Source organism: Marinomonas vulgaris, assembly GCF_018145875.1.
In the GTDB taxonomy this organism is placed as follows: Bacteria; Pseudomonadota; Gammaproteobacteria; order Pseudomonadales; family Marinomonadaceae; genus Marinomonas; species Marinomonas vulgaris.
On sequence record NZ_JAGSSV010000003.1, the window covers coordinates 56748 to 72279 of the forward strand.

General features: G+C 49.7%; 11 protein-coding genes. 6 read left to right on the forward strand and 5 right to left on the reverse strand.

Annotation, left to right across the window (positions count from 1 at the left end):
• Nucleotides 1–42: 42 nt before the first annotated feature.
• From J9B83_RS15990 to J9B83_RS03950, 3 genes are all read left to right on the forward strand, one after another.
• A complete protein-coding gene (locus J9B83_RS15990; RefSeq protein ID WP_211535433.1) occupies nt 43–816 on the forward strand; it encodes a helix-turn-helix domain-containing protein in 774 nt (257 codons plus the stop codon).
• 311 nt (nt 817–1127) lie between these two features.
• Nucleotides 1128–4250: a bifunctional proline dehydrogenase/L-glutamate gamma-semialdehyde dehydrogenase PutA gene (gene putA, locus J9B83_RS03945; protein WP_211535434.1), complete on the forward strand. Its 3123-nt coding sequence runs from the start codon at nt 1128–1130 to the stop codon at nt 4248–4250.
• A gap of 14 nt (nt 4251–4264) precedes the next feature.
• Nucleotides 4265–4948 carry a 1-pyrroline-5-carboxylate dehydrogenase gene (locus J9B83_RS03950; protein WP_211535435.1) on the forward strand — a complete coding sequence of 228 codons (684 nt, stop codon included), beginning with the start codon at nt 4265–4267 and terminating at the stop codon, nt 4946–4948.
• 112 nt (nt 4949–5060) lie between these two features.
• Here the strand turns inward: J9B83_RS03950 and J9B83_RS03955 are convergent, their stop codons facing one another.
• The 4 genes from J9B83_RS03955 to uvrD form a co-directional block, all read right to left on the reverse strand.
• Nucleotides 5061–6173, reverse strand: a complete 1113-nt coding sequence (locus J9B83_RS03955; protein WP_211535436.1) for a TRAP transporter substrate-binding protein — start codon at nt 6171–6173, stop codon at nt 5061–5063.
• 333 nt (nt 6174–6506) lie between these two features.
• Nucleotides 6507–7631 carry a TRAP transporter substrate-binding protein gene (locus J9B83_RS03960; protein WP_211535437.1) on the reverse strand — a complete coding sequence of 375 codons (1125 nt, stop codon included), beginning with the start codon at nt 7629–7631 and terminating at the stop codon, nt 6507–6509.
• A gap of 268 nt (nt 7632–7899) precedes the next feature.
• Nucleotides 7900–8958 carry a Gfo/Idh/MocA family oxidoreductase gene (locus J9B83_RS03965; RefSeq protein ID WP_211535438.1) on the reverse strand — a complete coding sequence of 353 codons (1059 nt, stop codon included), beginning with the start codon at nt 8956–8958 and terminating at the stop codon, nt 7900–7902.
• Nucleotides 8959–9083: 125 nt separating this feature from the next.
• Nucleotides 9084–11297 (reverse strand): DNA helicase II, encoded by a 2214-nt coding sequence (gene uvrD, locus J9B83_RS03970; RefSeq protein WP_211535439.1) that lies wholly within the window; start codon nt 11295–11297, stop codon nt 9084–9086.
• Between the two features lie 185 nt (nt 11298–11482).
• On the opposite strand from uvrD, the gene J9B83_RS03975 reads away from it, so the two are divergent.
• The 3 genes from J9B83_RS03975 to J9B83_RS03985 all read left to right on the forward strand — a co-directional run bounded on the left by J9B83_RS03975 (nt 11483) and on the right by J9B83_RS03985 (nt 13889).
• Nucleotides 11483–11686, forward strand: coding sequence for a PA3496 family putative envelope integrity protein (locus J9B83_RS03975; protein WP_211535440.1), 204 nt, complete (start codon nt 11483–11485; stop codon nt 11684–11686).
• A 230-nt stretch (nt 11687–11916) separates the two neighbouring features.
• Nucleotides 11917–13113 (forward strand): amino acid aminotransferase, encoded by a 1197-nt coding sequence (locus J9B83_RS03980; protein ID WP_211535441.1) that lies wholly within the window; start codon nt 11917–11919, stop codon nt 13111–13113.
• Nucleotides 13114–13262: 149 nt separating this feature from the next.
• Nucleotides 13263–13889 (forward strand): DsbA family protein, encoded by a 627-nt coding sequence (locus J9B83_RS03985; RefSeq protein ID WP_211535442.1) that lies wholly within the window; start codon nt 13263–13265, stop codon nt 13887–13889.
• Between the two features lie 45 nt (nt 13890–13934).
• Here the strand turns inward: J9B83_RS03985 and J9B83_RS03990 are convergent, their stop codons facing one another.
• Complete coding sequence (locus tag J9B83_RS03990; protein ID WP_211535443.1) at nt 13935–15464, reverse strand: GntR family transcriptional regulator; 1530 nt, start codon at nt 15462–15464, stop codon at nt 13935–13937.
• Nucleotides 15465–15532 lie beyond the last annotated feature (68 nt).

Sequence of the window (15532 nt, forward strand, 5' to 3'; positions counted from 1 at the left end):
GTTGACGAGTGTTGTCACTCGATCAGGGAGCCAAGGCCGATTGTGACCCAATCTGATTCCGATATTCTCAGCCTTCCGAGCGAAGCGGATACCCACGAACACGACTACCACCAGCTGGTGGTCGTGCTTGATGGCAACACCGATTTCGACATCCAAGGCAAGGGCAAACAACTGCACACGGGCGAAGGCTGTATCCTGCCGTCAGAGAACAGTCATGCCTTTGCGGGATTGGGGGAAAATCGCATCATGGTGGTGAACCTGCCAATTCCGCCTCAAAAAAGCATCACCGACGAAGAATACGAAGTGGTCTCACGCTTGTTCGATCAAGCGGCGTATTTTCAGCTCAATCCTAGGCTGCAAATTCTCGCCTCGGCGTTATCCGGCGAGCTGCAACAATACCCCAACGACATCATGCTGGCACGGGCCTGTGGTAACACCTTACTAAGCGCCATTCGCCATCAAATCAACAACAAAGACGTGCGCACCCGCGGCAACCATCTCGACATCGATAAGCTCGATCAATTCATCGAATTGAACCTGTCACGCAAGGTTCATATCGACCAATTGGCGAACTTTTGCTTTCTGAGCGTCAGCCAATTTCACGAGCGCTTCAAAGACAGAACCGGCATGACGCCCCATCAATATTTGATGCGCAAACGCCTAGAACGCGCCCAATCTTTGCTTGCCGACGGCACGCCTCCAATTCAAGTGGCAGAGATGTGCGGCTTCTCTAGCCAGAGCGCCATGACAAATGTTTTTTCCCAAGTATTGGGCATTACCCCGCTTAAATACCAAAAACAATTTGGTCGTCGTTAAGCCTCTTCTAGACCCAACAGAAACGCCCCATTTCTAAGCATTTACCCTTTTTTCTCCCCATTTCGAGGCAAGAACACAACACAGCTCGGATTTTAATAATCGAGCCGGACTTTCTTATAAAAAAAGACGACTTTTCTGAAAGACTCTTTATCCCTTCTGTCACTAAAGTGTCAGCATTATCCAGACATGCATTTTTTTGATAAAGCAGAGCAAAAAACCATCAAAAAGACGCGTAACCGTTCCATCACACTAATGCGGCCTTACCTAAAAAAACCAACGCGGTATTTAGGTTAATGCGGGAGAACCCAACCATGTTTAAAGCGATTGAGGTGTTACAACCTAACTTCATTCAGCGTCCACTCAATGAATTGTGGCAGCTTATTTCCCCTCTTTATAAGATGGACGAAGACCAATGGTTGAAGGAGCTGTTGCCGCTGGCAAAGCCGACCGACAGTGAATTGGTCAGCCAAACCAATGCCGCTTCTAGCCTGATTGCCGCGGTTCGCAAAGATGACGACAGCATGTCGATGATCGATGCCTTATTGCTCGAATACAGCCTAGACACCAAAGAAGGCATCTTGCTGATGTGTTTGGCCGAAGCTCTTATGCGCGTGCCAGACAAAGACACCGCGGACGCCTTCATCAAAGACCGTTTGAGCGTGGCCGATTGGGCGTCTCACGCGAAAAACTCCGACTCCTTCTTCGTCAACGCCTCCACTTGGGGCCTCTTGTTGACGGGCAAAATTGTCACCATGGACGAAAACAAAGACGGCTCACCCGCCAACTTGGTGAACCGCATGGTCAATCGTGTGTCCGAGCCGGTCATTCGCAAAGCGATGAACCAAGCCATGAAAGTCATGGGGCACCAGTTCGTATTGGGTCGCAGCATCAAAGAAGCCCTTTCTCGCGGCAAAAGCTATCGCGACAAAGGCTACACCTACTCGTTTGACATGCTCGGCGAAGCGGCACTCACCGCTGCTGACGCGCAAAAATACCTGACCTCTTACGAGCAAGCAGTGGAGTCCGTCGGCAAAGACACTTACAGCCAAAAACACCGCCCAACAATCTCTATTAAACTGTCTGCCCTTCATCCTCGTTACGAAGTGGGTTGTGAAGAACGCGTGATGACGGAACTGTTTGACAGCGTCAAAGGCTTAATCGCCAAAGCACGCGCCTTGAACGTGGGCATCACCATCGATGCAGAAGAAGCCGATCGCCTAGAATTGTCTTTGCACCTGTTTGAAAAACTCTACCGCGACGATGTCACCAAAGGTTGGGGCTTATTTGGCCTTGTGGTACAAGCCTACTCCAAGCGTGCCTTGCCGGTACTTGTTTGGTTGGCGGCACTGGCGAAAGAGCACGGCGACCGTATTCCGGTTCGTTTGGTCAAAGGCGCGTATTGGGATTCTGAAATCAAATTGTGCCAACAACGGGGCATCGACGGCTACCCTGTGTACACCCGCAAAGAATCCACCGATGTGTCCTACTTGGCGTGCGCCCATTTCTTGTTGAGCGAACACACCCGCGCCAACATTTTCCCGCAATTCGCTAGCCACAACGCCCACACTATCGCGACGATTAACTGCATCGCGACGCAACTGGGCGCCACCACCAACGAATTCGAATTCCAACGCCTGCACGGCATGGGCGACGCTCTGTACAATCGCCTCATCAAAGACAGCGATATTTGCGTACGCATTTACGCGCCAGTAGGCAGCCACAAAGATTTGCTTCCCTACTTGGTGCGCCGATTATTAGAAAACGGTGCTAACAGCTCTTTCGTGCACCGTTTGATCGACGCCAGCTACCCAATTGCCGATTTGATCGACCACCCAGTGACCACCCTAGAAAGCCGCAAGTCTTTGTCGAACCCGCACATTAACTTGCCGTCTAACTTGTTCGACGACCGTAAAAACTCATTCGGCCCAAATATCGAAATTGATTCCGACTGGACACCATTTAAAGCGAAAATCGACGCCTTCATGGGTCAAGACACCCAATGGCGCTTCTACCCTATTGTGGGTGGACAACAAATCAAAACGGGTCATACCCATGCTATTTTGAGTCCTTACGATCACAGCGAAAGCGCGGGACAACTGGATTGGGCCGATGCAGCCACCGTGACGAAAGCCATTGATCTCGCCGAAGCGGCTTTCCCAGCTTGGTCCGCCCGCCCTGCTGGCGAACGTGCCGATTGCCTCGACAAAATGGCCGATTTGATGGAAGAGCACTACGCTGAACTGATCGCTCTGTGCCATCGTGAAGCGGGTAAAACCATTCAAGACAGCATCGACGAAGTACGCGAAGCCGTGGATTTCTGCCGCTACTACGCGCAGCAGGCTCGTAGCCATTTTGCCAATGCGACGCCATACAAAAACTTCCTAGGCCAAGAAAAACACGCCAAACTCAATGGCCGCGGCGTATTCGCTTGCATCAGCCCTTGGAACTTTCCGTTGGCGATCTTCACCGGTCAAATTGCTGCGGCCTTGGTTGTCGGTAATACCGTGGTCGCCAAACCCGCAGAGCAAACCAGCTTAATTGCATGTCGTGCCATTGAACTCTTGCATCAAGCTGGCGTACCTGGTGATGTATTGCACCTAGTACCCGGCAATGGTGCGACCGTTGGCGCACCACTCACCAGCGACAAACGCATTGCTGGCTTAGCGTTTACTGGCTCTACGGGCACCGCTCAATTGATCAATCGTACACTCGCTACTCGCGGTGTCGCACCGGTTCCAGTTATTGCCGAAACAGGCGGTCAAAACGCCATGTTGGTGGATTCGACCTCGTTGCCCGAGCAAGTGGTACGCGACGCTGTGCGTTCAGCGTTTGCATCCGCCGGTCAACGTTGTTCCGCTTTGCGTGTTTTGTTTGTGCAAGCCGACATCGCCGATCGTGTTATCCCTATGATCAAGGGCGCCATGCAAGAACAATCCGTCGGCTTGCCGTATTTGCACAGCACGGATGTGGGCCCTGTGATCGATAAAAAGGCGCAAGCCATGTTACTAGAACACATCGACCGCATGACCAAAGAAGCCAAACTCATCGCTCAATCTGAGTTGCCTTCTTTTGCCGACAAAGGCACTTACGTGGCACCGACGGCGTTTGAAATTAGCAGTATTGATCAACTTACGGACGAGAAATTCGGCCCTATTCTGCACGTGGTGCGCTACAAAGCCCGTGATTTGGATAAGATCATCGACACCATCAACAACTCAGGCTTTGGTTTGACCTTGGGTGTTCACAGCCGTAACGAGACTACCTGTGCCCGCATTGCGAGCCGTGCTCGTGTCGGCAACATGTACATCAACCGCGACCAAGTCGGTGCCGTGGTCGGTGTACAACCATTCGGCGGCCAAGGTTTGTCTGGTACTGGCCCGAAAGCCGGTGGCCCACACTATTTGCAACGCTTCGCCATTGAGCAAGACCTTTAAAAGGAGACATTATTATGACCATCGTACAACCTATCCAAATTCAGGTCGCTCAAGGTATTTTTGAGGCGTGGGACAGCTTAGGCGTAACAGACCGTGCCGCGAAACTAGAAAAAGCCCTAAACGCCTTCGCGCCGAGCGAACGCAACATGGCCGCGTGGCAAATCGACAACGCCAAGCAGTCCATTGCCGACACCCTGGTATTACCAGGGCCGACCGGCGAGCGTAACGAGCTGTCAAATCAAGGTCGCGGGCCGTTTCTTTGCTTGTCGTTGCTCGACGGCAAACAAACCAAAGTGGGCTTAGTCGGTCAGGTATTTGCCGCCCTTATCGCAGGAAACCCGGTGATTACCGTTGGCCCAACGGGTCAAGACATCATGGACTTGATCACGCCTTTTGTTGCAGAAGGGGTGGTACAAAACATCGCGGAATCCGCACAAGACTCCTTGATCGAAGCCAATCATCTGGCAGGCGTGGCGGTCATCTGTGACGCAGAACAAGCGCAGCAGCTAAATCAGCGCTTGGCGGCAAAAGGCGGTTTGATCTGCCAGTTGATCGAAGAAACCGACGCCGACACTCTCTCTACCATTAGCAAACCGCATTATTTACTGCGCTTTGTGACGGAACGTACCATCTCTAACAACACCACCGCAATCGGCGGCAACGCGACACTGCTTGAATTAGGCAGCATGAACGACTAACAAACGCCTTTGCACAGACAGTACTCAAAAAAAAGCCTTGCTAACATCCGCTAGCAAGGCTTTTTTATTCTGTGGTTCTTTTTACCCTGTCACGTATTGTATCCGTTAGCGCTTAGTCATCTGCTCGCGCATTGATAAACGCACGTTCTGAGATGTCGTGCCACGCGCTGACAGAATCTAGGAAGCTTTTGAACGAGTCATAGACCTTTTGGCTCATTGGATCGTTCGCTGCAATCTCTTGTAGAGTCTCATCAGAAGCGACTTTTAGGGCTGCTAACAGATCGTTCGGAAAGGTTTTCAAAATCACGTTGTGATCGTTCACCAGCGTTTCTAATGCTGCGTTGTTGCGAGCGGTAAACTCGTTCAACATAGCGAGGTTAGCCTGTTGTGCTGCTGCACGAACGATACCTTGTAGGTCCGCTGGCAAAGCGTTGTACGCGTCTTTGTTCACCAAGGCTTCGATCGCAGAGCCTGGCTCTTGCCAACCTGGGTAGTAGTAGTATTTCGCCGCTTTGTACAAACCAAAAGCGAGGTCGTTATACGGCCCTACCCATTCGGTCGCATCGATCGTACCGGTTTGAAGCGCAGTGAAAATTTCGCTGCCTGGCAAGTTCACCATCACAGCGCCGACTTTTTTCATCACTTCGCCGCCAAGACCTGGCATGCGCATTTTTAGGCCTTTGAAGTCGTCAACCGAATTGATCTCTTTGTTGAACCAACCGCCCATTTGCGCGCCTGAGTTACCTGCCGCCATCGGAATCACATTAAAAGGCGCGTACACCTCTTCCCATAAATCCAAACCACCGCCGTATTCCAACCAAGCGTTAAATTCTTGCGCCGTCATACCAAAAGGCACAGACGAGAAAAATTGCACCGCTGGCGCCTTGCCTTTCCAGTAATACGCCGTACTGTGCGCCATTTCGGCCGTGCCACGGGACACCGCATCAAAGGCTTCTAGTGCAGGAACCAATTCACCTGCCGCATAGACCTTCACTTCCAAGCGACCGTTCGACATGGTGTTAATGTTCTTTGCTAACGCCTCTGCACCGGTTCCTAAACCAGGGAAATTTTTTGGCCAAGTTGTGACCATTTTCCACTGAATTTTTTCGACTTTTTGTTCTGCTTTCGCCGTCTCTTCGGCTTTATCAGAACCACCACACGCAACCAAGGTTGCGGCTGCCAAACCGACTAACGCCAGCTTGCTCCACGTTTTTAGTGTTTTCATTTTTTATCCCTTAGGAAACGGTTTGTTTATTTTTATCAGATCAAGCGCCATGGCTTGCAACATCACACAACCCTAATTGTGTAATGCGAGACAGGGTTTGCGAACACCTATTCATGTTGGCAAACCTGACCCTTTAGTCACATTTCGTGCACTAAGTGGTCTGAATAGTATGAATTGCAGCCGCTGCCCTCAAGCGCTTTTTTCAATTTCTGTGACAATCAGCATAATTTCATCGAGATGGCGTCGCACAAAGCAAAAAAAGCGCCCTTGCTCATCACAAAGACGCTTTTAAACACTCATTTTCATGAATGATATCGTCAGAACATTCGCGAATTAATCGTTGGCTCTGGCGTTGATAAAGGCACGTTCTGAAATATCATGCCACTGGCTAACAGAATCCAAAAAGGCTTTAAACGACACATATACTTTGTTGCTCATCTCATCGTTTGCTGCCACTTCTGCCAATGTTTCAGCGGATGCTACTTTTAACGCCGCCAGCAAGTCGTCTGGGAAGCGTTTCAAAATGACATTGTGCTCGTCTACTAACGAGGTCAACGCCGCGTTGTTACGAGCCGTTAACTCATTCAACATAGACGAATTGGCTTTTTGTGTCGCTGTACGGACGATTTCTTGCAAATCCGCCGGTAAGGCTTCAAATGCTTCTTTGTTGAACAAGGCTTCTACCGCTGAACCTGGCTCTTGCCAGCCTGGGTAGTAGTAATACTTGGCCGCTTTATACAAACCAAAGGCCAAATCGTTGTAAGGACCTACCCACTCGGTCGCGTCGATCGCCCCCGTTTGCAAAGCCGTGAACATTTCGCTGCCTGGCATGTTCACCATCACCGCGCCCATTTTCTTCATTACTTCGCCGCCCAAGCCTGGCATGCGCATTTTCAGACCTTGGAAGTCCTCTAGGGAATTGATTTCTTTGTTAAACCAACCGCCCATTTGCGCGCCCGTGTTACCGGCTGCCATAGGGATCACGTTAAAAGGCGCGTACACCTCTTCCCACAAAGCCAAACCGCCGCCAAATTCCAGCCACGCGTTAAACTCTTGCGCCGTCATACCAAAAGGCACAGACGAGAAAAATTGCACCGCAGGCGCTTTGCCTTTCCAGTAATAGGCCGAAGTGTGACCCATTTCCGCTGTACCACGAGACACCGCATCAAACACTTCTAGCGCTGGGACAAGTTCGCCCGCCGCGTACACTTTCACTTCCAAACGGCCGTTTGACATGGCGGTAATGTTCTTCGCCAACGCTTCAGCACCCGTACCCAAACCAGGGAAGTTTTTCGGCCAAGTCGTGACCATTTTCCATTGAATTTTTTCGACTTTTTGTTCTGCTTTTTGTGCTGTATTGGTGGATTCTTCCGTGTTATCCGAACCACCACACGCTACCAATGACAACGCCAACAAGCCAGCAAACGCCCACTTGCCCAAACCCATTACATTACGCATTATTATTCCTCAGGGAGCCAGTTACTTGATAATCAAACCGTCTGTCCCTGACCAAAGGCGCGCCCAAACGCCCCCCACAGAGATAGAATCAACAACCGACGAGATCGAGACCATCGTCCATTGTTGTATTTTTATTTTAAGATCAGACAGAAAAACGCCCTTTTCCTGCAAAAACAACAAAAGGGCGAAAGATGATAAGAACTGGAGGCCGATTGCTCAACCTTTTTCCGTCGAAACCAATCGATTTATACCAATGCCGATGCAGCCTCTAAAGCGAAGGGGAGTAACTCCATGACATACGCTGACCACTTTCTGCCGATTGCTCGGCCAAACACAACAAATAGATCAACTGACAAGCCTGCACATTCGATACCGGTGCCTCGCCTTTGTTGAGAATAGCATCACGTAATTGCCCATAAAACGCCGCATATTCCCCTTGTGTTGACGCTTCAACCACGGTTTCAATCGTATTTTGATCGTAGGCCACAAAACGGGTAACGCGCTGCTGGGTCGCTTGCGATGGAAAATAGGGTTCCCATGGCATTTGTCCGCCACGCAGGGCTTCTTCTTGCGGGTCTAACCCCACACATTGCCAGCTACCCTGGGTAAAGCGGGCGTTGAAACGGCGCATTTCACCCGCTTCAAACGGCGTCGACGCCAAACGAATGCGCTTATCGTCGTAACCTAATTCAATTTCAAACCAATCGTGGGTGGGGCTATTGTCACGCAATGCATCGATGCTCGCGTGTAGCCACTTAGGTGGGCCGAACAAACACAAGGCCTGATCCAACAAATGTGACCCTAAATCCCAGAAAATCCCCGCGCCAACGCCTGGTTCCTCGCGCCATCGTGCCTGTGCCGTTGGACGAAAACGATCAAAGCGCGATTCTAAATGCTTCAACCCCCCCAATTCGCCACTGTCGATCAAGGCTTTTAGACGTAGAAAATCCCCGTCAAAGCGACGATTTTGATACACACAAAATACCACGCCTTTTTGCTTGGCTAGGGTACAGAGTTGCTCTATTTCGGCGACTGTAGTCACAGAAGGCTTCTCTAGCAACACGTGTTTGCTATTTTCCAGCGCCAATCGAGCCTGATCGAAATGCAGCGCATTCGGTGTGGTAATCACCACCAAATCCACCTGTTCTGCCATACACACATCGGCGGGCGACGATACCACAGACACTTCTGGCATCACCGACAATACCTCGTCGGCCTTAGAGCTGCAGACGTACGTCATCGTCATACCAGCATCATTTATCACAAACGGCGTATGAAACACTCGCCCCGATAAACCAAACCCGATCAAACCAACACGAATCGCCATGCGTCACTCCTTACATCTCGTTTTTATAATTATGCACTCTGTCTAAATGACGCTTTCATTTATCGCGTCACCTTAGATACTCTATTTGTCTGTTCAAACTGTCTGTTCATACTAACAAGCAGAAACTACAAAACCTCCAATTTCGCAAACGACAACACTAGCCATTTAGTGCCTTCGTCATCGAAGTTCACTTGCACTCGAGCTTGTGGCCCTTGGCCTTCGTAGTTAATCACTAAACCTTCACCAAACACTGGATGGTTCACCCGATCGCCCATGTTCACGGTGACCTCTGGCGCTTTGTAACTGTTTAACAGGCTGCTGTTTTGCAGTTTGCTTTTCTCTTGCTGATAATCTGGGCGTTGCAAGGACACAGGACGACTGACTTGTGAGCGCAAGCGCACTTCTTCTAAGCATTCCGCGGGCAATTCCTTGATAAAACGCGAGGGACTGTTGAAGGATTCGCTGCCAAACAAACGACGGGATTCCGCGTAGGTAATGTAGAGCTTTTCCATCGCGCGCGTGATGCCCACGTAACACAAGCGGCGCTCTTCTTCGAGGCGACCTGGCTCTTCAAACGACATTTTACTCGGGAAAACGTTCTCTTCTACGCCGGTCAAAAACACCAACGGAAACTCCAAGCCTTTGGCGGAGTGCAAGGTCATCAACTGTACGGCGTCTTGATATTCATCCGCTTGGGCGTCGCCGGCATCCAACACGGCTTTATCGAGGAAGGCCATCAGCGGCGAACTGAATTCTTCGTCTTCATCGCTCCAACTAAAACCACCGGCGGCACCGACCAACTCTTTTAAGTTTTCGATGCGCGCTTCGCCTTTTTCGCCTTTCTCTTTTTCATGGAACGGAATCAAACCGGCTTCTTCGATAATCTGCTCGAAAATGTCGTTTAAGTTCAAATCCGGCTGCTGTACCGTGGTGGTCAACCCCTCAATTAACTGCAAAAAGGCGTTTATGGCATTGGTCGCCCGAGCCGTCATCAAAGATTGTCGTACCACTTCTTGCGCGGCTTGCCACATGGAGCAGCCATTGTCACGGGCGATTTCTCGCAAGGTGCCAATGCTGCGCTCGCCAATACCGCGAGGCGGCACATTGATAACGCGCTCCATGGCGCCATCGTCGTTCGGATCTAACGCCAATCGTGCGTACGCCAAGGCGTTTTTGATTTCCAAACGGTCATAGAATCTGTGCCCACCATAAATACGATAAGCAATCTGTTCCCGAACTAGGCATTCCTCAATCACACGTGATTGTGCATTGGAGCGGTACAGAATCGCCATGTCCACCAGCGGTGTACCCTTGTCGTGCCACTGCTTGATGATGCCCATGATGAAACGCGCTTCGTCTTGTTCGTTAAAGCCAGCGTACAAAGAAATAGCATCACCGTCGCCGCTTTCTGTCCATAACTCTTTGCCTAGGCGATCGTTGTTGTTCTTAATCAAACCGTTAGCTGCATTCAGTATATGGCCTGTAGAGCGGTAGTTTTGTTCTAGTCGCACCGTGCCGACGTCTTTGAAATCTTTGGTGAAATTTTGGATGTTTTCGATTTTCGCCCCACGCCAGCCGTAAATGGACTGGTCATCGTCGCCGACCGCGGTAATCGTACCCTGATCACCCACCATGATGCGTAGCCAAGCGTATTGAATGGTGTTGGTGTCTTGGAACTCGTCCACCAGCACGTGGCGAAAACGCTCTTGATAATGGCGTAACAACGTCGGTGTGCTGAGCATGAGTTCATGGGCGCGCAGTAACAGCTCGCCAAAGTCCAATAAGCCGCCGCGTTCACACGCTTCTTCGTAGTGGTAATACAGCTCTCGCATGCCTTTGTAGAAAGGGTCGTGACTGTCTGGCACGTGCGCTGCACGGCGACCTTCGTCTTTTTGGCCGTTGATAAACCAACACACTTGCTTGGGTGGCCAGCGGGTGTCGTCGATGCTGAGCTCGCGCATGATGCGTTTCACTAGGCGCAGTTGATCGTCGCTGTCCATAATCTGGAAGTTTTCTTTTAGCCCAGCATCACGCCAGTGAGCGCGCAGTAAGCGATGTGCTAAGCCGTGAAAGGTGCCTACCCACATGCCCTGTGGCGGTACACCGACCAACTGTTCGATTCGCCCCTGCATTTCACGAGCAGCTTTGTTGGTAAAGGTCACCGCCATCAGGCTATAAGGCGACAATTCATAGGCGTGCATTAGCCACGCAATACGGTGTACCAAGACTCGTGTTTTGCCCGACCCCGCGCCAGCCAGTACCAAGCTATTTTGCAGCGGTGCGGCGACCGCTTCACGTTGCTTGTCGTTAAGTGAGTCGAGGATAAAAGAAACGTCCATTACATTCCGCCATGATTAATTAATCTGTTTGTCATAAAAAACACGTAGAAAATAGGTTGATTTTCAATCGATTTACGTTTTTTATTAGTTTGAAAATGCGTTGTCTGTCTATTTTGACTTTTTTCAACTGCCGATGACAGTGATCTCTGCATCCAATGTCATTGAACGTACAAAAGGAGATTACGATGAGCGATTTTGTAGCCACACTCACTGAAGTTAAAACCAACATTATGCACGCTTCGATAAGCTTGGAAAATGAATCAAAAGAGCGTAATCAAAAGGAAGATGCGGCTCGTATGCGAAAAGCTCGACGCGCCATAGAGCAACATCTTGAACAGCGACGTTTGCATCATAACATTTCAAACGGTTGGGACGATGAGCCTATTTGAGTCACGTTATAACCTGTACTGATGGAACACTCACTGTTCAGACCTAACGGTCTCGTTAGGTCTGTATTTTTTCATCAAAATAATCACCAATCTTGATTTACCTCTGGTAAATGCCACCCCTTTCACCTCAACTTATGGCAGTTGCTCACGTCTTGGAGTACCATACGCTTTGATTTTTACATCCTCTAATCCATAATAAAAACAGACCATAACCCTCTTGGGGAGTTACCATGTTTGAACATATCCAAGCTGCTCCTGCAGACCCAATTCTTGGCCTAAACGATGCTTATAAAAACGACACGAATCCCAATAAAATCAACTTGGGCGTTGGTGTTTACAAAGACGAGCAAGGCAACACACCTATCTTAAAAGCCGTAAAACAAGCTGAAGAGCGTTTGTTGGCAAAAGAGAAAACCAAAAGCTACCTCAGTATTGAAGGCGCACCGGCTTATCGTTCAGCCGTGCAGACGCTTTTATTTGGTAAAGACCATAACATCATTACCAAGCAGCTTGCTCAAACAGCGCAAACTCCAGGCGGTACTGGCGCACTTCGCGTTGCCGCTGAATTCATCAAAAAACATTTACCAGAAGCCACTATGTGGGTCAGTAACCCAACGTGGGCAAATCATCAGTCTGTTTTCCAATCTGTTGGTTTAGAGGTCGGTAGTTACGCTTACTACGATGCGGACGCCAAATCTCTGGATTTTGAAGCCATGCTGGCCAGTTTATCGCAAGTGCCGGAAGGCGATGTGGTCTTGTTCCACGGTTGCTGCCACAACCCAACGGGCATCGATCCTACACCAGAGCAGTGGTACCAATTAGCGAAGCTGTGCAGCAAACAAGGCTTCTTACCTTTGTTCGACTTTGCTTATCAAGGTTTTGGCCAAGGTTTGCAAGAAGACGCTCAGGGCTTACGCACCTTTCTTGAACATGTGCCAGAAATGCTAATCGCCAGCTCTTTTTCAAAGAACTTTGGTCTTTACAACGAACGCGTTGGCGCCTTGACGATCCTATGTGAAACCGCAGAGCAAGCCGAAAACGCCTTCACTCAAGTGAAACGCTGTATTCGTACAAACTACTCTAACCCGCCATCTCACGGTTCTGCCGTGGTGGCCGAAGTGCTGAATGACGATGAGTTGTATGCGCTTTGGGAAAGTGAAGTAAAAGGCATGCGTACCCGCATTCATGAAATGCGCAGCTTGTTTGTGAATACCTTGCGTGCCAAGGGCGTCAGCCAAGATTTCTCTTTCATTTCGAAGCAGCAAGGCATGTTCTCTTTTTCTGGCTTAACGCCCGATCAAGTCGCCCAGTTGCGCAAAGAATACGGCATCTACATTGTCGGTTCTGGTCGCATCAGTGTGGCAGGCTTAACCCATGACAATATGGAGCCCTTGTGCAGTGCGATTGCAGAGATTCTAAAAGATTAACTATTAGTTGATCTTAAAAACGGCCACAAGCGATGCTTGTGGCCGTTTTTTTATGGCTTTTATTTGTTATGTGGTCGTCGAGGCTGCTACCTTATGGCCTGTTTTTTTAAATCGTAATCATTGTCTAATATGACCAATAGGAGCGAGCGATGGCCGCCACGCTGATTTACTGCTATGACCCAATGTGTAGTTGGTGTTGGGGATTTCGCCCAACTTGGAACAAACTACAAAAATCTCTACAAAGTTTAGTCGATGCCAACCAACTCACCATTCAACCCATGCTCGGAGGCCTCGCTGTGGATTCTGATGCGCCTATGCCAGAAGATATGAAAGGTAAGCTTGAAGGCACTTGGCACCACATTCAATCAGCTTTGGGCACCGAGTTTAACTTTGACTTTTGGCGCACGGCCTCACCACGTCGCTCTACCTACCCAGCATGTCGCGCCTGTTACGTGGCAAGAGACAGCGGCCTAGAAGATGAAATGTATCATGCCATCCAAAACGCTTATTACCTGCAAGCCAAAAACCCTTCGGACCTAGATACACTGACCGATTGCGCTGATCAAATAGGCCTAAATACAGAAGGCTTTGCCAAAGCCATGCAGCACGTGAAAGACAAACAGCTGATCGAACAAGAAATACAGCAAGCGCGACAGTTAGGGCTTAACTCCTTCCCTTCTTTGGCGCTGTTAATCGGCGACAAACTGACCCCGATCGCACTGGACTACAAAGATGCATCGAGCATGGTTACGGCCATAAAAAAGGCGCTGTCATAGCGCCTTTTCGTTCATTCCTCTTGTCTCCGCTCGTTCAATACATTCCTAACCAAAATCGTGGCTAATCAGGTCGAGCATTGGGTTGTAAAGCGGCTCTGTCGTTATTTGACGGGAAGCTTTTTTGGTCTTTTCGGCGACGGGTTCCGCCGCTAAATCACTTTGTACGGCGCTTTTTAGTGCGCTTTCAGCTATAGTTTCGGCTTCGTCCAGCTCATCGCTAGCGGGCGCGTTTGCATCTTGTATTTTTAGGTGTTCAGCCAAGGCCTTGGCCAAAGGTTCCACGTCATTCAGTGTTACGTTAACCGCCAACCAGTGGTTAGCGTCTTTTTCATGACTGACCAAGGTACCCGGAACAATGGCATGACGGAAGGTGCCGAGTAAGGTGGTCATTTTCGTGCTGTCTAAAGGGGAAGACAAACGCATCCATAATGCCATGCCGCCTTTACTGGCCGCAAAACTCACTCGGTCACCCAAACGGGTTTCTAAATGCGACTTGATGCGTTCTGCGTTGGCCCAGACATCACGGGCACGGCGCGTGATTGAGCGCTTACTATTGAGTTGTAGAGCATCGCATAGCGTCGCTTGTTGGCCTTCATTTAATGCCATGTCGGCACCTAAAAATGCACCGTCTAACTCATCATGATAACGAGCTGGTAAGCACCAAGCTGCTGACCGCCCTGATGTTTGCGATTCAACGCCACCGATATACACAATTTGGTCGGCGGTGTCTAAAGATTTGTAGGTCATCATAGGGCTGCTGCGATAAGCCAGATGCGAGCACAAATCCCACTCAATCACCGGCAAAGCGGCTTCTTCTATGATGGCAATCCAACGACGTAAACTCAGATTGCTAATCAACTGTCCCGTCGGAAACGAGAATTGCCCAGGCAACACCAATAAGCGAATCGGTTGCTCTCGTAAGCAAGTGATGGCTAGATCCAAATCCACTCCCCGTTCTCCTGCGCTCAAGGTCACCACTTGTCGACCTAAACTTTGCAGAGTCGTGGTGATGCGCGGATCGCAAGGGCTAAGCACCAATACTTGATCGCCACGCTGTGTGAGCGTCTGCACACTTTGGGTGAACATCGCCAACGGCGAGTTACCCAGCCATAGCTTAGCGGCGTGAGTTTTGATCGATACGCTTTTTAAATACTCACTTACTTGATCACGAGTAGCCAAATGCCCTTTGCCCAACACAGGTAAGAAACTATCATCGGAGCTAGAAATGGGGCTCAACAACACATCGCCTTGATCCACTAACGCCATGTGATGGGCCAAGCTCGCCCATGCTGTTTGCGTGCCTTGACCAGGTAAGGTATGAAGACTTTCCCCTGCTAACAAGAGTGCAGGTTTGTTGCCACTTCGATGACACACAAAGTAACCGGATTTAGGTCGAGATTCGATCCAACCCTCTTCGCTGAGCAATTCATAACCATGAATAATGGTGTTTAAACTCAACCCCAATTGCTTGGATAAAGCGCGCAACGACGGCATTCTGTCCCCTGCCACCAGCGCATCTTGCGACATTTGACCGAGAAACCAATCCACGACCCCTTTGTATAAAAAATCCGCCACGAATGTGTACCCTCTTTAATTTTTTGGCTTATATCTGTTATCAAAGAGTATAGTATTCTTCTTTGTAT

Coding starts and splice junctions, on each gene's coding strand:
- putA (WP_211535434.1), top strand. CDS start 1,128: ATGTTTAAAGCGATTGAGGTGTTACAACCTAACTTCATTCAGCGTCCA.
- J9B83_RS03950 (WP_211535435.1), top strand. CDS start 4,265: ATGACCATCGTACAACCTATCCAAATTCAGGTCGCTCAAGGTATTTTT.
- J9B83_RS03955 (WP_211535436.1), bottom strand. CDS start 6,173: ATGAAAACACTAAAAACGTGGAGCAAGCTGGCGTTAGTCGGTTTGGCA.
- J9B83_RS03960 (WP_211535437.1), bottom strand. CDS start 7,631: ATGCGTAATGTAATGGGTTTGGGCAAGTGGGCGTTTGCTGGCTTGTTG.
- J9B83_RS03965 (WP_211535438.1), bottom strand. CDS start 8,958: ATGGCGATTCGTGTTGGTTTGATCGGGTTTGGTTTATCGGGGCGAGTG.
- uvrD (WP_211535439.1), bottom strand. CDS start 11,297: ATGGACGTTTCTTTTATCCTCGACTCACTTAACGACAAGCAACGTGAA.
- J9B83_RS03975 (WP_211535440.1), top strand. CDS start 11,483: ATGAGCGATTTTGTAGCCACACTCACTGAAGTTAAAACCAACATTATG.
- J9B83_RS03980 (WP_211535441.1), top strand. CDS start 11,917: ATGTTTGAACATATCCAAGCTGCTCCTGCAGACCCAATTCTTGGCCTA.
- J9B83_RS03985 (WP_211535442.1), top strand. CDS start 13,263: ATGGCCGCCACGCTGATTTACTGCTATGACCCAATGTGTAGTTGGTGT.